Annotated in this window: 13 protein-coding genes and 2 pseudogenes; 9 read left to right on the forward strand and 6 right to left on the reverse strand. The window is 58.8% G+C overall.

Annotated elements, in window-relative coordinates; translation table 11 throughout:
• Window positions 1-121: 121 nt before the first annotated feature.
• Entirely contained in the window at window positions 122-1,579 is a 1,458-nt protein-coding gene (gene gndA, locus HMPREF2808_RS01880) for an NADP-dependent phosphogluconate dehydrogenase (RefSeq protein WP_070520417.1), read from the reverse strand.
• 43 nt (window positions 1,580-1,622) lie between these two features.
• On the opposite strand from gndA, the gene HMPREF2808_RS01885 reads away from it, so the two are divergent.
• Entirely contained in the window at window positions 1,623-2,069 is a 447-nt protein-coding gene (locus tag HMPREF2808_RS01885) for a PaaI family thioesterase (protein WP_070520420.1), read from the forward strand.
• Between the two features lie 4 nt (window positions 2,070-2,073).
• Here HMPREF2808_RS01885 and corA read toward each other — a convergent pair whose 3' ends face one another.
• Window positions 2,074-3,147 (reverse strand): magnesium/cobalt transporter CorA, encoded by a 1,074-nt coding sequence (gene corA / locus HMPREF2808_RS01890; RefSeq protein WP_070520423.1) that lies wholly within the window; start codon window positions 3,145-3,147, stop codon window positions 2,074-2,076.
• A gap of 83 nt (window positions 3,148-3,230) precedes the next feature.
• Between corA and HMPREF2808_RS01895 the strand changes: the two genes are divergently transcribed.
• Window positions 3,231-3,833, forward strand: coding sequence for a class I SAM-dependent methyltransferase (locus HMPREF2808_RS01895; protein WP_070520425.1), 603 nt, complete (start codon window positions 3,231-3,233; stop codon window positions 3,831-3,833).
• Here the strand turns inward: HMPREF2808_RS01895 and thiD are convergent.
• Both thiD and HMPREF2808_RS01905 read right to left on the reverse strand, forming a co-directional pair.
• On the reverse strand, window positions 3,830-4,666 hold the full coding sequence (gene thiD, locus HMPREF2808_RS01900; protein WP_070520428.1) for a bifunctional hydroxymethylpyrimidine kinase/phosphomethylpyrimidine kinase: 837 nt from the start codon (window positions 4,664-4,666) through the stop codon (window positions 3,830-3,832). The two genes, HMPREF2808_RS01895 and thiD, sit on opposite strands and share 4 nt — an antisense overlap.
• A gap of 99 nt (window positions 4,667-4,765) precedes the next feature.
• On the reverse strand, window positions 4,766-6,109 hold the full coding sequence (locus HMPREF2808_RS01905; protein WP_070520431.1) for an NAD(P)/FAD-dependent oxidoreductase: 1,344 nt from the start codon (window positions 6,107-6,109) through the stop codon (window positions 4,766-4,768).
• Window positions 6,110-6,295: 186 nt separating this feature from the next.
• Here HMPREF2808_RS01905 and HMPREF2808_RS01910 point away from each other — a divergent pair, with 186 nt between their 5' ends.
• From HMPREF2808_RS01910 to HMPREF2808_RS01935, 6 genes are all read left to right on the forward strand, one after another.
• Complete coding sequence (locus tag HMPREF2808_RS01910; RefSeq protein WP_070623563.1) at window positions 6,296-7,588, forward strand: class I SAM-dependent methyltransferase; 1,293 nt, start codon at window positions 6,296-6,298, stop codon at window positions 7,586-7,588.
• 60 nt (window positions 7,589-7,648) lie between these two features.
• Window positions 7,649-8,368, forward strand: coding sequence for a glycerophosphodiester phosphodiesterase (locus HMPREF2808_RS01915; RefSeq protein ID WP_070623407.1), 720 nt, complete (start codon window positions 7,649-7,651; stop codon window positions 8,366-8,368).
• A gap of 238 nt (window positions 8,369-8,606) precedes the next feature.
• Window positions 8,607-9,581 (forward strand): carbohydrate ABC transporter permease, encoded by a 975-nt coding sequence (locus HMPREF2808_RS01920; RefSeq protein WP_070520440.1) that lies wholly within the window; start codon window positions 8,607-8,609, stop codon window positions 9,579-9,581.
• Entirely contained in the window at window positions 9,582-10,553 is a 972-nt protein-coding gene (locus HMPREF2808_RS01925) for a carbohydrate ABC transporter permease (protein ID WP_070623410.1), read from the forward strand.
• A 76-nt stretch (window positions 10,554-10,629) separates the two neighbouring features.
• Entirely contained in the window at window positions 10,630-11,940 is a 1,311-nt protein-coding gene (locus HMPREF2808_RS01930; RefSeq protein WP_070596586.1) for an ABC transporter substrate-binding protein, read from the forward strand.
• A gap of 26 nt (window positions 11,941-11,966) precedes the next feature.
• Window positions 11,967-13,097, forward strand: a complete 1,131-nt coding sequence (locus HMPREF2808_RS01935) for an ABC transporter ATP-binding protein (protein ID WP_070596585.1) — start codon at window positions 11,967-11,969, stop codon at window positions 13,095-13,097.
• A gap of 68 nt (window positions 13,098-13,165) precedes the next feature.
• On the opposite strand, the pseudogene HMPREF2808_RS01940 reads toward HMPREF2808_RS01935, so the two are convergent.
• Window positions 13,166-16,089 (reverse strand): annotated as a pseudogene (locus HMPREF2808_RS01940) (FAD-binding and (Fe-S)-binding domain-containing protein).
• A gap of 109 nt (window positions 16,090-16,198) precedes the next feature.
• Between HMPREF2808_RS01940 and HMPREF2808_RS01945 the strand changes: the two are divergent.
• The gene (locus tag HMPREF2808_RS01945; protein WP_070520455.1) at window positions 16,199-17,176 is read left to right on the forward strand and encodes a bile acid:sodium symporter family protein; all 978 of its coding nucleotides are present in this window, start codon (window positions 16,199-16,201) and stop codon (window positions 17,174-17,176) included.
• A gap of 338 nt (window positions 17,177-17,514) precedes the next feature.
• On the opposite strand, the pseudogene HMPREF2808_RS01950 reads toward HMPREF2808_RS01945, so the two are convergent.
• A pseudogene (locus HMPREF2808_RS01950) lies at window positions 17,515-18,884 on the reverse strand (MFS transporter).
• Between the last annotated feature and the right edge of the window lie 561 nt (window positions 18,885-19,445).

Raw genomic sequence — 19,445 nt, forward strand, 5'->3', positions numbered from 1 at the left:
GATATCCCCCATGAGCACAGAGACTAAAACAGGTCTCTACACCCCGCAACCGGAAGAAGAAAAATTCTGGTCGCGGGTAGCGGAGGGATAAGAAAAGCCCCTCAGGGGAGGGGCTTAGCAGCTACATCTCGGTAAGCGAGCGGTCACCTGACCATTCGATATGGAACGTGCCCTCGCGGTCCACACGCTTGAAGGTGTGGGCGCCGAAGAAATCGCGCTGGCCCTGAATCAGAGCAGCTGGGAGGCGCTCGGCGCGCAAGCTGTCGTAGTAGGACAGGGAAGAGGCAAACACCGGAACCGGCAGGCCCAGCTGCGTTGCAGTAACCACGACGCGACGCCAGGGGTCGATGAGGTTCTCCAGCTCGCCCTTGAAGTACGGGTCCAGAATCAAGGCAGGCAGGTCGGCATTGTTGTCGTAGGCCTCACGGATGCGATCGAGGAACTTCGCGCGAATGATGCATCCACCGCGCCAGATGGTGGCCAAATCGCGTGGGTCCACGTTCCAGCCGAACTCCTCGGAGCCAGCCTTGATCTCATCGAAGCCCTGGGAGTAGGCAATGAGCTTCGCGGCATACAGTGCACGGCGAACGTCTTCGACGAACTCAGCCTTGTCCACATTGAGCTCGGCAATGGTTCCGGAAGGCAGCTGGCCTTCCTGGGCAGCTGCACGTTGAGCAGTGGCAGAAGAGAGCGCACGCGCGAAAACGGATTCCGCAATGCCGGTGATCGGCACGCCCAGCTCGAGACCATTAATGGCGGTCCAGCGGCCGGTGCCCTTCTGACCGGCGGCATCCACGATGACGTCGACAAGCGGGGCACCTGTCTCCGGATCTTTCTGTGCTAGTACTTCGGCGGTGATCTCAATGAGGTAGGAGTCTAGGTCTCCGGCGTTCCATTCGCGGAAGACTTCGGCGATTTCAGCCGGTTCCATGCCCGCACCATAACGAAGCAACTGGTAAGCCTCACCGATAACCTGCATGTCGGCGTATTCGATGCCGTTATGCACCATCTTGACGAAGTGGCCAGCGCCATCGGGTCCGATGTGGGTCACGCACGGAGTACCGTCGACATTAGCGGCGATGGACTCGAGGATTGGTCCCAAGGTCTCCCAAGACTCAGCTGGGCCACCAGGCATGATGGACGGGCCATTGAGCGCGCCTTCCTCACCACCGGAAATGCCTGCGCCGACGAAGTGACGGCCCTTAGCGGCCACCTCCTTCTCGCGGCGAATGGTGTCCGTGAACAGTGCATTGCCGCCATCGATGATGATGTCACCCTCATCCATGGCTTCGGTGAGTTGCTCGATGACGGCGTCAGTAGCCGCGCCAGCCTTAACCATGATGATCGCCTTACGCGGGCGCTCGAGGGAGGCAACGAAGTCCTCGACGTTCTCGGAGGCAATGAACGCTCCTTCATCGCCGTGCTCGCTGATGAGCGCGCGAGTCTTTTCCGGGCTGCGGTTGTACACCGCGACCGTGTTGCCGTTGCGAGCAAAGTTTCGCGCAAGGTTGGAGCCCATCACAGCAAGCCCCACAACGCCAATCTGAGCGAGATCTGTCTTTTCAGCACTTTGAGTCATGTTCACCATCCTACGTCACCGAATTCCACTAACCTGTTGTGGCATGAACCACTCTGAAATCTTTGAAAAGCTCTTGGCCGTTTCCCAGTCGCGTCCGCTCAACGCGGAAGAACTCGAGTTGATCAACTCCAACCCGCAGGGGCTCGCAGGGCTTATTGGCCTGCGCTACACGCACATTTCTGCAGACGAGGTTCGATCTGAGGTGGAAGTCGTCCCAGATCACCACCAGCCTTGGGGCGTTGCAAATGGGGGTCTGTACTGCACAATTACGGAATCGACTGCATCCGTCGGCAGCCTAATCCTCGCAGGCAAGCCCGTTGTCGGTGTCAACAACAACACGGATTTCCTCAAGCCGGTGGCTTCGGGCACGGTGACCGCCGTTGCTACACCGCTGTACAAGGGGCGCCGCACGCAGCTGTGGGAGGTTAAGATCAGCCAGGGGGATGTGCTCCTCGCCGCGTCCACGCTGCGCACGATGGTGGTGCAGTAGCCTCTTACAACCAGTTGTTGCGGCGGAACCACCACCACATTCCGGCCACGACTAACACCATGAGGCCGATTGCGCCGTAATAGCCCCAAGGAAAATGCAGCTCCGGCATGACATCGAAGTTCATTCCGTAGATACCCGCGACAAGCGTTGGTGCGGCCCACATACCAACCACCGCGGAAATCGTGCGCATGTCGGAGTTTTGCTGCATGCTGATCTTGGCCACGGAGGCGTCGATAAGCGAGGTCAAGCGTTCATCGAACCCCGACACGTGGTCCTGGACCACCAGCTGGTGATCGTTGACGTCCCTGATGTAGGAGCGAATCGCCTTCGGAATGAGGTCCTTGTGGTCAGAGACCATCGAGCGCAAAGCAGGCGAAAGCGGCACGATGGCGTGCTTCATCTCCAGAATCTCGCGTTTGAACATATAGATGCGATCGATGTTCGGCAGCGAATTCGGAGTGAAGATTTCTTCCTCGAGCTCGTCGACCTCGATGGCGATGAGGCGGCAGATCTCCGAATAGCGGTCCACCATCATGTCTAGGATCTTCCACGCTAGGGACACGGGGCCCTGTTCGACGAGGTCCTGCTCATCATCGATCACGTAGGCCAAGTTGGGTAGCTTCGCCGAGTGACGCACCGTGATGATGAATGTGTCACCGATGATCATCTGCATCTCACCAGTGGAAATAATTTGGCGCTTATCGGCTACCTCGTCGTGATCCCGGTAGTTCACCGACCGCGCCACCACGAACAGCTGGTCATCGTAGCGTTCCAGCTTCGGGCGCTGGTGAGCTTGGACGACGTCCTCGACGATGAGCTCGTGGATACGAAACTCAGCCGCCACCTTCGTCATCTGTGATTCGAGCGGCTCGTAGAGGCCTACCCACACGAAGCCGCGTCCGTACTCTTCCACGGTTTGCAGCGCGCTGTGCGGCGAAAACTCGCCGGGAAGAGCCTCGCCATCGACGAACACGCGGCAGTGCTCAATGGCACGTTCGACGGGAACGGAAAAACTCGGAGCACTGTCGTCAGAAGTGTTTTTCTTGCGTGGCTTGAATGGTGACGGTACAGATGGCATCGTGTCTCAGCCTCCTTCGTTTCGTATAGGCGTTTTGTAATGGCGGCTAAAGCTTACACCTGTAAGGGCATATAATCGTTGTCATGCCTACCTGGAAAGAAGTTACTGCAGCGAATCCCGCCCATTCCCATAACTTTGCGCGGAAGTGGAAGACACTTCGGGCCCAGGGCAAGGACATCGATGGGGAAGCCCGGCTTATCGACGCCATGAGTGAACGCCACTCCCGCGTCCTCGACGCCGGCTGCGGTTCCGGGCGCCTCGGCGGTGAGTTGGCAAAGCGCGGCCACACGGTGTTGGGCGTGGACGTCGATCCCATCCTGATCGAGCATGCGGTCAATGATTATCCGGAGGCCCGTTGGGAAGTGGGGGACCTTTCGGAAGAGGAAATCCCGGAGGGTAACTTTGATATCGCTGTGGCTGCGGGCAACGTGATGACCTTCATTGCCATCGAAGGACGTGAGGCCGCTCTGCGCAACGTCTTCAACGCTTTGCGCCCGGGTGGTCGGTTCGTCGTTGGTTTTGGCGAAGGTCGTGGTTGGGGCTTCGATGAATTCCTCGACCTCGCCCGCGCGGTGGGCTACCGAGTCGACTTCATCTTCGCATCCTGGGACATGAAGGTCTTTAAGGAGAACTCCACCTTCATGGTGGCCGTGCTTACCCGCCCCGGCGCAGACCTATTGGGTTAGCGCTGCGCGCCTGCGGCGAGGCGCCGCAGCCGGTGACCATGGTCAACGGGGCCGCGCCCGCGACCGACGTGAAGCGCATCAGCATTCTCTATCGCTTCGTGGAGCCATTCGGTGGCCCATACCAATGCCTCGTCGAGTGTTTCCCCCGCTCCTAAACGTGCTGCGAGCGCGGAGGAGAGCGAGCAGCCGGTGCCGTGCGTGTTCTTCGTGTTAATCCGCGGGCAGGGCACGCGGGTTACCGCGCCGGACGGGCTTACCGTTGCATTATCGGCTTGGGCGCCGTCGAGGTGTCCGCCCTTGACCACGACCCAGGTCCCATTGTCGTGAGCCCACTGAATGGCGATATCGATTGCTTCCTCGAGGATGCGCGGCTGTGCGACGTCCGCGAGGACAGCGAGCTCCGGCAAGTTCGGCGTGACCACGGTGGAGCGGCGGGCGAGTTCGCGCACAGCGCGCTCCGCCTCCCGTTCGAGTAGGCGGTCGCCGCTGGAGGCGACCATGACCGGATCGCAGACTATGGGAACCCCCTCGGGCAGGGTAGAGACGAACTTGCTCACCGTTTCGGTGATGGACACCGAGCCGAGCATGCCGATCTTGAGGGCGTCGATAGTCACGTCCTCCTTCACACTTGTCAGTTGTTCGCGCAGGAATTCCACCGGAGGGGTGTGGATGGCGCGCACCCCTTGCGTGTTTTGCGCGACGAGGGCCGTCACCACTGCCATGCCATAGGCGCCGGCCGCCTCAAAGGATTTGAGGTCAGCGTGAATTCCCGCCCCTCCCGTGGGATCGGTGCCAGCAATGCTGAGGACGCGAGGCAGGGCAGGACGGTTCACGGTTTTCTCCTTTACGCTAGGGACTTCTTCCGTTCTACCGTATGTGGCCAAAGAAAAGGGAGAGAGGATGATTCCTCTCTCCCTTAAAGCGCGTAGAACTTAGTGAAGGTCGCGGTCAATGACGTTGCGAGCGACGCGCTGCTGCTGGGTGATTTCCAGGTTGCCGCGGTCGCGCGAGAAGGCGTTGAGGATCCAGTGCAGCGCCACGAGGGTACGGCTGCGGAAGCCAACGATGTAGAAGATGTGCAGGCCGAGCCAGGAGATCCACGCCGGGAAGCCAGCAAACTCGGTCTTGCCCAGCTTGACGACGGCGTTGAAGCGGGAAATAACGGCCATGGAGCCCTTGTCAAAGTACTCGAACGGCTCGGCTTCGTTCGCGGTGGACTCTTCATCGATCTTGGCTTCGATGAGCTTGCCCACGTGGTTGCCGCCCTGGATGGCCACCTGGGCCACGCCCGGAAGGCGGTTGAGGGAAATCATGTCGCCGACGATGTAGACGTTCTTGTACTCGCCAACCGTGAGGTCCTCGTTAACGGAGACGCGGCCGGCACGGTCGGATTCCACGCCAGCCTGGTCAGCGATGACCTTGCCCAACGGGGAAGCGGCGACACCTGCGGACCAGATCTTGGTCGCGGCCTCGATGGTGACCTCTTCCTCGGTCTTCATGTTCTTGTAGGTGACGGCGTCAGCGGTGACGTCGGTAACCATGGCGTTGAGGCGCACGTCAACGCCCAGCTTCTCCAGCGTGCGCTGAGCCTTGCGGCCGAGGCGCTTGCCGAACGGCGGAAGGACCTGCGGAGCGCCGTCCAAGAGGTAAATCTTGGCGGAGGAGGAACCGAAATTGGAGTATTCGCCAGCAAAGGTGCGCTGTGCCAGCTCGGCAATCTGGCCGGTCAGCTCAACGCCGGTCGGGCCAGCGCCCACGATGACGAAGGTCAGCAGCTTCTCGCGCTTTGCAGGATCCTCTTCCAGCTCCGCCTTCTCAAAAGCGGAGATAATGCGGGAGCGGATCTCTAGGGCATCATCCAGCGTCTTCATGCCCGGGGCATACTCGGCGAAGTGGTCGTTGCCGAAGTAAGACTGGCCAGCGCCGGCTGCCACAATGAGGGAGTCGTAGCCGTAGGTACGAACAGCGCCATCGAGTTCCGCGGTGACGGTCTGATCCTTGATATTGACGTCGGTGACCTCACCGTTGACAAAGTTAACGTTGTCCTGGTGACGCAAGATCTGACGCGTAGACGGGGCGATTTCGCCGGCGGAAATGACGCCGGTGGCTACCTGGTAGAGCATCGGCTGGAAGAGGTGGTGGTTCTTCTTGTCGATGAGGGTGATCTCAACATCCGCGTCCTTGAGCTTCTTGACGGCGTTGATACCGCCGAAGCCGGCACCGATAACAACGACGTGGTGGCGGCCGTTACTAGGACGGTGGGGAGTTTGCGCCATGGTGTTTGATTACCTTCCTTAAGAAAGCCAGATTATTTTACCCGAGTCAGTCTAAACCTTTCTAGCGGTACATGCATACTTTATGGGTTATTAACTGGCTTTTTGGGCCGCGCCTCCACCCGCGCGGGCCCCGTTGGCTTTAGTCTGGGAGGACACATGCGTGCGATGAGGAAGGCTGACTTGAGCGTGTATCCCCACTTGGCTTCGATCGATGCTGCGGTGTGGCCCGGTGTGGCTACTGTCCCTTCACCGCGCCTACTGCGTATGAAAGCTGGCCGGGCTGAGGCGGAGTTCGCGCAGGCCTGTTCCAAGGCTGGGGTAGAGCTGGACGGCGAAGACCCAGATGTCACCGTGCTTCACGACGCCCTTTTCTCCCGCATCGCCGATTCGGGCTGGCTGGGCCTGGCCGAGTCTTATATGGCTGGCGAGTGGACAACTCCCGATTCTGAGCGCCTTGTCAGAGTCCTCACGCGGCTGGTGGGGGTGGGTTATCGGCCGAAGGCCAAGGAGCTTGCCGTGGAGACATCGAGCCCTGGTGAACTACCCCTTGACGTTGTGAAACTGTACGCAGGTGACTCGTTGAGCCATTCGGGCGGCATTTTTGCAAGTGGCGTACCCACTACGGTGCGCGAGGCGGTGCGTAGCTATAGCGCGCGTGCGGGCAGAAAAGAACCCAAAGAGCACTTCGTCGATGTAACCACGGTGACCGAGCCGGCATCAACGGACCGCGAGGACTTGGGCGACGCACAGCGTCGCGCTGCGCAGTGGCTTCTCGACGCCACCCGCACCGGCGCCGGAACCCACCTCCTGGTCTACCCAGCCACTGGGCTGCAAGTAGCGGTTCAGGCGGTGGCCCGGCGCGCCACGGTGGACGTGCTTACGGGCGACACGGAGCAGAAGGCGCTTTTCGACGAGCAACTGCTTCTCGAAGGCGCCGCTGATTCGGTTCACGTGCAGGGCATAGAGACGGCCTTGCCCAACCCAAAGAAGTGGCGCGGGCGGTATGACGCGATAGTGAGCGTCGAAAAGCTGGAGACGCTTTCGCCGCCGGAACGCCGCCGATATGTCGAGATGCTGGACCGCTCGCTGGTCAGTGGCGGGCGTCTGGCTTTAGCTTCGCTTTTTGCCACGAATGCGATGACTCCGGCGGCGCGTTCGGCGATTCAGGTTCTGCGTGCCTATATCTGGCCTGGCTTGGAATACCCGTCGTTGGAAGAAACCCATAGGCTCTTCGATAAGCGCTCCAACCTGCGAATCATCGCGCAAACCCACACCGGAAGCCACTACCTCGAAACGCTTCGCTACCAGCGCAGCTTTTTCGATGGCCGCCACCGCGAAGCCGGGGCAGCCGGGTTCGATCAGGTCTTTCGACGCCTGTGGACCTTCCAATTTGCCCTGCGCGAGGCGTTGCTCAGCCTGGGCATGCTGGATGCCGTGCACGTGGTGGCGACCCACCGCCACCGCGGCGGCCGGCGTTAGCGGTCTACACTGGGGCGGCGCCAACGTCACAATTCACTTTGCCGCCCGGAGGATAAGAGTATGTCAGAGCGCCCAGGAATCATCGCGCACCGAGGTTATAACGGCTGGTACCCCGAAAACACATTCCGGTCCTTCGAAGAAGCTCTCAAGCTCGACGTGGCTGGTGTGGAGTGCGACGTCAACCTAACCAAAGACGGAGAAGTCGTAGTTATCCACGATCAGACGGTGGGCAGGACGTCGGATGGCGCCGGCGCTGTTGGCGACATGACCCTAGAGGAGCTGCGCACACTCAATTTCGGTACCCACGGGGATCCGCAACGCATCATGCTTCTCGACGAACTCGTGGACCTCGTCATGTCTTACCCCGGAAAGCAGCTGCTCATAGAGACGAAGCATCCGTCTCCTTTTGGTGCACGCCTTGAGGAATCGGTAGCGGAAGTCCTACGCGGCCGACAGCTCGATGCCGACCCACGGTTTAGCCTGATCTCCTTCAACCCCGAAGCAATTGCTCGGTTTCGACACTTCTTGCCGTCCTTGCGGTCATTCCTTCTCCTTGAACCTGATGAGGGAGTCCCGGAAACGCTCGAGGGTGCAACGGGATTTGGGCCTTCCATTCACCAAGTGCGGAGGGACGCCGTCTTCTTTGTCGGTGTTGATGCCCCGTCCTACGTGTGGACGGTGAACCTGCCGAAGGACATGGAGTGGTGCCGCGAAAACGGAGTATCGCTCATGGCAACCGACCTGCCAGAGCTGGCAATCAACGTGCTTTCGCGCAGTTAGCCAGCGTTAGGCTACATCCTCATCTGATCCGTCATGGACCGAAATGGTCTATCTAAAGAGATGGCGGAGTTCTCTCATTAACGCAACGTGATGTGAGGTCTTCCATTGTGTTGCTTGTGATGTTCCCCACGCGCAGCATGGGTTTTCGAGTGCTCGGCTCCGGAAATTTTCCTGCTGTTTATCAAGTCAATACTTTCAATAAACTTTTTGTTTACTGCCTTGGTCTAGTTTCTTCTGCATGGCAATTTCCACCCCGGCAAGCGGGCTAACGGCTGCGATCCCTGCAGTCACTGAGAAGCCGGTCGTCTCCGAGGACTTCGCGCGTCATCCACGCAAACGGAAGCTCGATTGGAAACAGATCGGTCTTGCGGCATTGCTCGTTGGCCCGAACCTTCTCCTTCTCGTTCTTTTCACTTATCGGCCGTTGGTCGATAACATTCGCATCTCTTTCTTTAACTGGAATATTTCATCGCCGACCATGACCTTTGTCGGTCTTCAGAACTACATCGACTGGTTCCAAGCACCGGATACCGGACGCGTGGTGTTCAACACTGTCGTTTTTACTTTCTTCGCGGTGGCCGGTTCGATGGTTTTGGGACTGGCTCTGGCATTGCTGCTGGACCAAAAGCTTTTTGGTCGCGCTGCGGTGCGTTCGATAGTCTTCGCTCCCTACGTCATCGCAGGTGCGGCGATTGGCGTGGCCTTCCAGTTTGTCTTTGATCCCAACTACGGCCTCATCCAATACTTCTTGGGGATCATCGGGGTCGATGTGCCGAACTTTTACCAACAACAGAACTGGGCGCTGTTCATGATTACGGTGACCTATATTTGGAAAAACGTAGGCTACGTCTTCGTTATCTATCTGGCTGCCTTGCAAGGACGGCGCCGTGATCTTGACGAAGCATCGGAGATTGACGGCACCCCGGCCGCGCGACACTTCTTCCGTGTGGTCCTGCCGCAGCTTCGCGGCACCACCTTCTTCTTGTTGATTACCGTGCTGCTCAATTCCTTCCAGGTCTTCGACATCATCAATGCGATGACCGGTGGTGGACCGTTCGGCTACGGAACTTCCACGATGGTTTTCCAGGTGTACCAGGAGACCTTCATCAACAACCGTGCCGGCTATGGTGCAGCAGTAGCCACCATCATGTTCCTCGTAGTGCTTGTCATTACGGTGCTGCAGATTAAGTTGCAGGAAAGGATGGATAAGTAAATGTCCGAAAGCCACTCAATTCCGGCTTCCGTCCAGGTAGGTCTCCCGCAAGCCAAAGGCGAACTGCCACCCGTTCCTGGCTCCCAATCCCTCGCAGCGCCGGTCATTACTGATGCCCAGCGAAAACGCAAAGGCGAGCCAATTGATCACAGTCATCCAGCGACGAAGGTCATCGGCTACATCGCCTTGGTACTGACAGTGCTGATGATTATGGTGCCGCTGTACTTTATTTTCATCACCAGCTTCAAGTCTTTCCAGGACGTGTACTCGGATCCAATTTCCTTCTGGCCTAATCCGCTCGAGGCGGAGAACTATTCCTACGTCTGGCAGACCTCTGGCTTCTCGAGCTACCTGAAAAACTCCGTCATCATCACTCTGATCCTGACGGTGGTAGAGGTAGTCCTCGGCGTTCTGACTGCCTATGCCTTCGCATTCATTCGTTTCCCCGGCCGAAACCTACTGTTCCTGCTTATCATCGCCTCGCTGATGGTTCCCAACCAGATCACCATTATTTCGAACTACTCGCTGGTTGCGTCATGGGGTTGGAGAGATACCTACGCTGGCGTCATCATCCCACTGGCGGGCGTGGCGTTCGGTGCCTTCCTCATGCGCAATCACTTCCAGTCATTGCCCCCGGAAATTCTCGAGGCCGCTCGCATGGACGGAGCAGGTTTCTTTACCACCTTGTTCCGAGTGGTCCTGCCAATGTCGTGGCCAACGCTGTCTGCGTTTGTCCTCATTACCGTGGTCAATGAATGGAACCAATACTTGTGGCCCTTCCTGATTACGGATACACCGGCTGCCGCCACGCTGCCGGTGGGCCTGACCCGCTTGCAGGATGCGGAAGGCGTTACAAACTGGGCGCCGGTGATGGCCGGCACCGTGCTGACAACTCTGCCCATGATCATTATCTTCCTCATTCTTCAGAAGCCGATGATCAAGGGCCTGACTGCGGGCGCAGTCAAGGGTTAGTCTGACCGCCTGCTATCTCAACGCCCAACTCACTCAAGTCCCCCATATTCTTCACTTTTCAAGGAGAACCTCCACCATGTCTCGTAAGACCTCTACTCGCATCGCTGCCGTTTGTGCAGCACTGCTGACCACCGTGTCTCTGACCGCCTGCGCAGGTGGCTCGACCACTGCAGGAAGCGGCTCCAAGGATGGCGGCGATGCCAACACTATTACTTTCTGGTCCAATCACCCGGGATCCTCGCGCGACTTAGAGCAAGAGCTCATTGATGAGTTTGAGAAGGAAAACCCGGATCTCAAGGTTGAGCTGGTCACCGCGGGATCCAACTATGAGGAAGTTGCGCAGCGCTTCAATGCTGCCCTCGCAGGCGGCGATCTGCCTGACGTCCTCGTTGCCTCCGACGTCACCTGGTTCAACTTCGCACTGAATGAGGCCACCACGCCGCTCGATGACCTCTGGGAGATGAACGACATTGACTCGGAGAGCTACGTCGATACCCTGCGTGAAGACTACAAGTACAAGGACAAGCACTACGGCGTGCCGTACTCCCGATCCACGAACCTGATGTACTGGAACACCGATGACCTCAAGGCAGCGGGGCTTCCTACCGATCGTGGCCCGAAGGACTGGGAAGAGTTCGACGAGTGGGCTACCAAGATCAAGGACAAGCTCAACAAGCCGGCTGTTACTGTTCCGGATGGCTCCAGCTATCTCGACTGGTACTTCCAGGGCATGATTTGGGCCTTCGGTGGTTCTTACTCTGATGAGTGGGAACCGAACTTTACCTCGAAGGAGTCCATCGAGGCAGGTAAGTTCCTGCAGGAGCAAGTCAAGGCTGGGCATATCGAAATCTCCACTGACCCGACCGTCGCATTCGGCTCCGGCAAGGCCTCCGGTCTGTTGGAGTCCACCGGTTCCTTGGGTGGCCTGAAGGAGACGGCAACGATTCCGTTCATCACCACCTACCTGCCGGGCCCTGGTCCTTCGGCAGCGACTGGCGGTGCCGGACTGGCCGTGCCGGCTGGCATTTCTGACGAGCGCAAGGCTAACGCGGTTAAGTTCATTGACTTCCTGACTAATACCGAGAACACCATCAAGTTCTCCCAGAAGACGGGTTACATGCCGGTGCGCAAGGACGCCTTGGACGATCCGGAAGAGAAGAAGTTCTTGGAGGAGAACCCGAACGCGCAGACCGCTATCGAGCAGCTCAACGAGAACACCAAGCCGCAGGACTATGCTCGCGTCTTCGTACCAGGCGGCGGCCAGCGTATCGGTGGTGTTCTCGATCGCATCACCGTAGGCAATGAGGACGTGGAGTCCGCATTCGGTGACCTGCAGAAGGAGACCCAGAGCGTTATCGACCGCGACATCACCCCGAAGCTCAAGTAACACTTCGGATAGTTTGAAAGGACACCATGGCTACAGTTGAATTCCGTCAAGCTTCCAGGATTTATGATCCGAAGAAGCCTCCGGCGGTTAGCCGCATAAACCTAGATATCAAGGACGGCGAGTTCCTAGTACTCGTCGGGCCTTCGGGCTGCGGCAAATCTACGACATTGCGCATGCTCGCTGGCCTTGAGCCAATCGACGAAGGCCAGATCTTCATCGACGGGGTTGACGTTACTGAAGCCCGCTCGCGGGATCGCGATGTAGCTATGGTGTTCCAATCCTATGCGCTGTACCCCAACATGACAGCGCGCCAGAACATGGCCTTTGCTTTGCAGAACGCCAAGGTGGATAAGGCAACCATCGAAAAGCGCGTTAATAATGCCGCCAAGATGTTGGAACTGGAAGACCTCATTGATCGCAAGCCTTCCGCGATGTCGGGCGGCCAGCGCCAGCGCGTGGCGATGGGACGCGCTATAGTTCGCCAGCCCAAGGTCTTTCTCATGGATGAGCCGCTGTCTAACTTGGATGCGAAGCTGCGTGTCTCCACACGTGCACAAATCCTGCAGCTGCAGCGCGAGCTCAATACCACCACGGTCTACGTCACCCACGACCAGACTGAAGCGATGACCATGGGGGACCGCGTGTGCGTTCTCAAACAAGGCATCATTCAGCAGGTCGACGCGCCGAACACGTTGTATGAGAATCCGGGTAACTCGTTCGTGGCGACGTTTATCGGTTCGCCGGCTATGACTCTCATCGACAACGTCCCCTTCGTCGACGGTCGCGTTGTCGGCGGCAAGGACCATGCTTTGGACTACTACATGCCGCCGGAGCAGGCCGCGAAGGTGGCATCGGATCGCGTCATCGTCGGCGTGCGCCCAGAGAACTGGGAAATCGTTGGCGTGAACCAACCCGGTGAGCAATATGGTCTACCAGTTCGGGTCGACATTGTGGAGCACCTTGGCTCCGAGTTGTACGTCTACGGCGGCCGGGAGGAATCGGCGGACGACGTCATCGCAGTCCGCGGTGACCGGATCACTGTGAAGGTGCCGCGCGGCATTGCCGTGCACCAGGGAGACACGATTTACCTGCGCCCGATTAAGGGAGGTTGCGTGTTCTTCGCCCCAGACACCGAAATCAATTACGACTATCTCTAAGCTGCTTCCGCCACGACTGACGTGCCGGTGGCGGGGCTCCCACGAGGGGTGCCGCCACCGGCATGGTGCTATGGAGTGACGACCGGACGGGAAGCCCTCTCCAACAGCACTGCAATCGAGTCATAGGTCTTGCCCGCAATCATCTCTAGACCCATCTCGCAGGTGCGGTTATCGGAGACGTACGCGTCGAAGTGTTCGGCGTCGAGAGAAGCGCGCTCCTCGCGGGTAGCGGACTCAACAAGCTCCGGGTGAAGCATGACGCGGTCGCCGGCGGAGCCACAGCACATCGCGCCCTCAGGGATCTGGGCGTCACCGCAGAGGTTGGCCAAGTCAAGGAGGTCCTGGCTAATCCCCATGTGGTCTGTCGAGCACGTCGGGTGGACGGCGATGCTGCCCATGCTCTTCACGATTGGCAGGTGTGGTGCAATTTCATCACGCAGCCACTCCACGACATCGAGGATCTTTAAGTCCTCCCAGAGCTCGCGGTCAGCGGGGGAGAGCACCTCGGGAACCGAATCGAGTAACCCGTGGGTGCAGCTGGCAGCATCGACCACGATGGGCAGGCGGCCGTGTTCCGACCAGTGCCAGAGGTCGCGAACGATCTTTTGAGCTTGATATTCAAATCCCTCTTTGTAGCCCTTGGAGGACCATGGGGTGCCGCAGCAATCGCCCGCGACATCTTCGGGGATCCACACTGGCTGGCCAGCCCGGCGACCAAGCTCCACGATGGCGCGCGGCAGGTCTACGGAATCCTTAGCTGCCCCAGCAGGACGGCCGAAGATGCGATTGATGCAGGCCGGGAAGTAAAGTGCACCAGCACCCTCGCGCGGAGTTTCCGGCAGACGCGATGCGGCCTTCGGAAGTGGGCCTGGGACGGTCGGCAGCAAGTCGGGGGCCACCACGTTACGCGCCATGTTGGCCCCCAGTTCCAGAGGCTTGTGAGGAACCTTGTTGGCGGAGACGATGCCAGCGCGGGCGAGCTTTTCCACCAGCTCCCAGCGCTGTGCCGTCGTGAGAGCGCCACCTTTTCGCGGGCGGGGGTTGCCTGCTGAGAGCGTAGCTTCTTCATGACAGCACCGGTATCGATGCTGATCGGGCAGGGGATAGAACACGTGCCGTCGGCCGCGCACATGTCGACGGCGTCGTACTGATACTCCTTCTGCAGCTGCGCCAAGACCTCCGAGCCTTCTTTCTGCCGGGCCATTTCTCGGCGCAAGACGATGCGCTGGCGCGGGGTTACCGTGGCGTGCCGGGAGGGGCAGACAGGCTCGCAGAAGCCGCACTCCACGCAGGGGTTGATTTCATTTTCGACCTTGGGGAAGGACTTGAAGTTGCGCAGGTGGATAGTCTGGTCACGCGTAAGCTTCACGTTCGGCGCGAGGATGCCCTTGGGGTCGATCATGTTCTTGACCTCCCAGAACAACTCAAAGGCCTCCGTGCCCCACTCGTGCTCAAGGAAGGGAGCCATGTTCACGCCGGTGCCGTGCTCGGCCTTCATCGAGCCCTGGTACTTATCAATGACCAGCTCGGCGAGGTCATCCAAGAACGCGGCATAGGACTCGCGCTCTTCCTCGACATCAAAACGCGGGGTGAAGAAGAAGTGTAGGTTGCCAAAGGCTGCGTGGCCCATGACAGATTCCGGGTAGCCATACTTGGCCTGCAGATCGAGCAGATCCGCCGCTGCCTCGCCGACCTGGGAGGGCGGGAAACATACGTCCTCGGTGATATAGGCCGTGCCATTCGGGCGATCCGCACCCAACAGGCCGTACAGGCCATTGCGTAGCTCCCAGGCGCCGCGCATTCCTTCTGCGGTGGTGAGGAATTCGAGGGGGCGCAGTAGTGGGGCGTCGGCAAGCACGGTGCGCAGGCGATCCATGGCCTTGTTCAGGTCTGCCTCGTCGCTGCCGCCGACCTCCACGAGGAGTGCTGCGGCGTCATCGTCGAGGTTGCGCCAGGACTCCGGGGCGTGGGAGTAGTGCTCGGCCGAGCGACGCATGACCGGGGCGACGAGAAGTTCGCAGGCTTCCGCGCCGGTTTCCATGATGGGGTGCACGTAATTGGCTGCGTCGCGGAGATTGGGCAGCTCGACCCACGTCGTGGCCTTCACGCGGGGTAGCTTCACCGTGCGGATGATGGATTCCGTGATCGCGCCGAAAATGCCCTCGGAGCCGATGAGCAGGCGCTTGAGGATGTGCACGGGCTCGTCTTCGTCAAGGAAGGCATCGATGCGCAGGCCGTTGGTGTTGCGGATGGAGAACTTGGTGCGCAGGAACTCTACCATTTCGGTGTTGGCGCGTAACTTATCGCGGAAGGCCAGCAGCTCGGCGTGGAGCTTCGGCTCCTGCTTGCGGAAGGCCTCATCGCCGCGCGAGGTATCGACGATGGTGCCGGATGGCAGGACGAAGATGAGCTCTTCGATGCTGTGGTAGCTGTCGCGTTCCAAGGAGCAACGCATGCCGCCGGAGTTATCCGCCAGCACGCCACCGATAGTGCATACGGACGTGGAACCCGGGTCAGGCCCCAGCATGAAGCCGTGGCGGGAGAGTACTGCTTGGGCATCGCCCAAAATGACGCCGGGGCGCGACCACAACGTGCGGCCTTCCTCGCGCACTTCCATGCCACCGAAGTGGGTCTTGACATCGACGAGGATGTCGTCGCCCATAGCTTGGCCGTTGAGCGAGGTTCCTGCAGCGCGGAAGGTCATGTGGCGATCGTGGCTATCGCAATACTTCATCAAGGCAGACAGGTCCGCCGCGTTGCGTGGAGAGACCACGATGTTGGGGATGGAGCGGTAGGGGCCGGCATCGGAGGAGAAGCGCACGAGGTCGCTGAGACGTCCATGCACGTTTTCTGCGCCGACGATGGCTTCCATGTCCGCGAGGAGTTCGGCGGGGGAGCCGTTCTTGAAGCGTGCGGGGACGGCGTCGGCCTGGCTTGTGGTGCCGGCTGGACGTGAGAAACGAGAGGAATCGGGGCTTAGTAGCTTGGACATGTTTCTAATCTATCGCTTGATAGTAAATATGGGTCAAACCGGGTACGTGAGGTTCATCATATGAGATACTCAATTCATCTAGTGAGACACCTTCTGGAAAGGAAACACCGTGACGAACCCACGCACAGAGGGGGAGACCGGCGAGAAATTCGCCGTGTATATCTTCCCCATCGTCATCATTGCCTGCGCTTTTGTTGCTTTCATGAGCCCCAACACCTTTGAACCGATAGGGCAGTACACCTCGCAATTGCTGATGGTCATCATGTTCTCGATGGGTCTGACCTTGACCATTCCGGACCTGGCGCTCGTGGCGAAGCGTCCGTTGCCCATCTTCTTGGGTGTTATCTGCCAATTTGCCATCATGCCGACCAGCGCCGTACTCGTGGCAAAACTGCTGGGGCTTTCCGACGCCGCCACCGTCGGCCTCATCCTCCTCGGCTCTGTCCCCGGCGGTACCGCATCCAACGTCATGGCTTACCTAGCCAAGGGTGATGTGGCACTGTCAGTGGCGATGACCTCGGTATCGACCCTCGTCTCACCGATTATGACGCCTTTGCTCATGCTGTGGCTGGCGGGGGAGACCGCTGAGGTCGACGGCGCCGGCATGATGTGGTCGCTGGTTCAGACAGTGCTCATTCCTGTAGGACTCGGGCTTCTCTTGCGCGTTATCGCCAGCAAGGCAGTGGACAAGGTCCTGCCGGCGTTTCCGTGGGTAGCTATTGCCGGCATCGGAGGCGTGGTCATGGCTGTGGTTTCACAATCGCAGGACAAGCTCGTCACCGTTGGCCTGGTCGTCTTCGCAGGTGTGGCCATTCAGAACCTCATCGGCTTCCTTTTTGGCTATTACTCGGCGAAGCTTGCCCGTCAACGCGAGGCGGCGGCGCGTACTACGGCAATCGAAGTGGCAACGCAGAACTCCGGATTGGCTTCGGCCTTGGCGCTGCAGTTCTTTACCCCGGAGGCGGCGCTGCCGGGTGTCGTGGCCGCGGTGTGGGCCAATGTCACCGGAGCGATTTTCGCCGCCATCGTGCGCCGCAAGCCCATTGTCAACGAACTCCAGACCGAGCGAGCAACTGTTGCTGCGTAGTTAGCAGGCGCCTCTGTCACAAAGCAGCATCTCATGGGCGGCTAGCAACTACTGTGCTAGCCGCCCTTTCCATTTGTCCAGACCTGAAAGTGCAGGAACGCTGGTCGTCGCCAAGCACTGCCCGGATGCTTAGCGACGGCCACCTGCAGGTATGCACTTTCTAGTCTGCGCTTTTGGAAGCAGCGGCAGAGTGCTCCCACGATTGGATCCCCCAATCGGTGTCTTTCGGGACGGCGCTGCCGGGGCCAAGCCGCCGACGGAACCGAAACCAAAATCTCCCCGACCTTTGGTGTGAAACACCAGAAGAAGTCGGGGAGAAGTATGTGTCTTAAGACCGGCTAAACCTGCGAGAGGTCATGGTCCTTCAGCTCCTGCATCATGATGATTGCGATGAGAGAGATGAAGCAGACGATGATGAGATAGTATCCAACAAAATTCACGTTATAGGAGCTGACCAGCCACGTTGCGATGAAAGGTGCTACTGCAGCACCGAGGATGGATGAGACGTTGTACGCGATGCCGGAACCGGTGTAGCGCACGTTGGTGGGGAAGAGCTCTGGAAGGACAGCGGACATAGGGCCGAAGATGAGTCCCATGATGAACATGCCGACGACGAGGAATCCGAGGACCGAGTTTCGGTCAGCGTTGTCGATGCCGAGGAAGAAGGGGAAGCTAAAGCCGAAGGCAATCATGATGAGTGAGGTTACGGTCAAGATTGGCTTGCGCCCGTACTTATCCGAAAGCATCGAAGATACGGGGATGCCGATCATGAACATGAAGATGGAGATTAGCTGAATCTCGAGGAATTCCAGGTAAGGGATTCCCAGGCCCAGCTCCTTGGTCTTATCACCAATGCCGTAGGAGAGAATCCAGGTGGTGACCAGGTAGAACAACGTGTAGCAGGAGACCATGACGAAGGTGCCGATGATCATTGGCTTCCAGGCGATGCGGAATGCTTCAGCCATAGGTGTTTTGACCTTCTTGCCTTCGTCAACGGCCTGCTGGAAGACAGGAGTTTCTTCCAAGCGCAGGCGGACATAGAGGCCGATGAGAACCATGACCGCAGACGCGAGGAAGGGGAGGCGCCAGCCCCATTCCATGAAGGTGCCGGTGGTGTCACCGCGTGAGTAATCCATGGTGGCAACCAAGGTTAGGAAAAAGCCGTTAGCTAAGAAGAAGCCGAAAGGTGCGCCAAATTGTGGCCACATGGCAGCAGAAGCGCGCTTACCTTCCTCAGCGGTTTCGGAGGCCAACAGTGCTGCGCCGGACCATTCGCCACCCAAGCCTAAGCCTTGGCAGAAACGCATCAGAGCCAGCAAGGCCGGGGCGATGATACCTGCGGTCTGGTACGTGGGCAGGATACCGATGATGAAGGTGGCGATGCCCATTGTCAGGAGCGCACCGACGAGCGTGGCTTTGCGGCCGACGCGATCGCCGAAGTGTCCGAAGAGCAATGACCCCAGCGGCCTCGCGATGAAGGCCAAGCCGAAGGTGGCGAAGGACTGGAGCAGGGCGACGGTGGGATCCTCGGTCTTCGGGAAAAGAGAAAAGGAAAGACGGCTACGGCTGCCGTGGCATAAATATAGAAGTCGTAGAACTCGATGGTCGTGCCAATGGTCGAAGCCACGGCAATACGAACACGATCACGTTTGGTGAGTTGCTGTGTTGTGCCCGCTGGCTTTGGCAGCGTGGTGTTGACGGCGGTCATGTGAGAGGCGCCCTCCTTGAAAATTTCAATAGCTTGATTGGTTATGGAGGAAACACTACCGTCTCACCGGGTGAAATGAAAGTCTCATTGAGTGAAAAAGTTAAAGCGAGCGACTAGCGGTTGAAAGCTGGGGAGCGGAAGCGTGGTTAGAATGACATAATGTACATTATCGGACAAACACTTATGAACTGGGTGGGGTCTTTCCTTCAGGGCTGCCCGGTTCCGAGTTTGTTCCTTGACTGTGCTGTCTCGACTCACTCATGGACGCTCATGGTTTCACCCTGGTCGCAGCGCGTGCTGTTGGCGGCTGGCTGGCGATTGGTTTCTGGGCTGCGTGTCGTATCGGCGTTGCCGATTCTGTGTTGGGAAATCCTTCGTGGCTGCAAGGTTCCTTTGCTTGCTACCTTCCGGATGCCCCTTTTTGCGCGCCACTCCTTGTTTTGTGGATAAGGTCTCGTGCGCGGGGTTGCTATAGTTGGCGGCCGCTTACCTTCATCTGCGCCTCCCTGTTGGCTGCTTAGTGGGCGGCCCCCAAATTGCCATTAAATAGTCACAGTTACG

Source organism: Corynebacterium sp. HMSC078A10 (assembly GCF_001811565.1).
Classification (GTDB): Bacteria; Actinomycetota; Actinomycetes; order Mycobacteriales; family Mycobacteriaceae; genus Corynebacterium; species Corynebacterium hesseae.

Bases quoted from the DNA above. Each gene is read 5' to 3' on its own strand.
- gndA (WP_070520417.1), bottom strand. From the start codon at position 1,579: ATGACTCAAAGTGCTGAAAAGACAGATCTCGCTCAGATTGGCGTTGTG.
- HMPREF2808_RS01885 (WP_070520420.1), top strand. From the start codon at position 1,623: ATGAACCACTCTGAAATCTTTGAAAAGCTCTTGGCCGTTTCCCAGTCG.
- corA (WP_070520423.1), bottom strand. From the start codon at position 3,147: ATGCCATCTGTACCGTCACCATTCAAGCCACGCAAGAAAAACACTTCT.
- HMPREF2808_RS01895 (WP_070520425.1), top strand. From the start codon at position 3,231: ATGCCTACCTGGAAAGAAGTTACTGCAGCGAATCCCGCCCATTCCCAT.
- HMPREF2808_RS01905 (WP_070520431.1), bottom strand. From the start codon at position 6,109: ATGGCGCAAACTCCCCACCGTCCTAGTAACGGCCGCCACCACGTCGTT.
- HMPREF2808_RS01915 (WP_070623407.1), top strand. From the start codon at position 7,649: ATGTCAGAGCGCCCAGGAATCATCGCGCACCGAGGTTATAACGGCTGG.
- HMPREF2808_RS01920 (WP_070520440.1), top strand. From the start codon at position 8,607: ATGGCAATTTCCACCCCGGCAAGCGGGCTAACGGCTGCGATCCCTGCA.
- HMPREF2808_RS01925 (WP_070623410.1), top strand. From the start codon at position 9,582: ATGTCCGAAAGCCACTCAATTCCGGCTTCCGTCCAGGTAGGTCTCCCG.
- HMPREF2808_RS01930 (WP_070596586.1), top strand. From the start codon at position 10,630: ATGTCTCGTAAGACCTCTACTCGCATCGCTGCCGTTTGTGCAGCACTG.
- HMPREF2808_RS01935 (WP_070596585.1), top strand. From the start codon at position 11,967: ATGGCTACAGTTGAATTCCGTCAAGCTTCCAGGATTTATGATCCGAAG.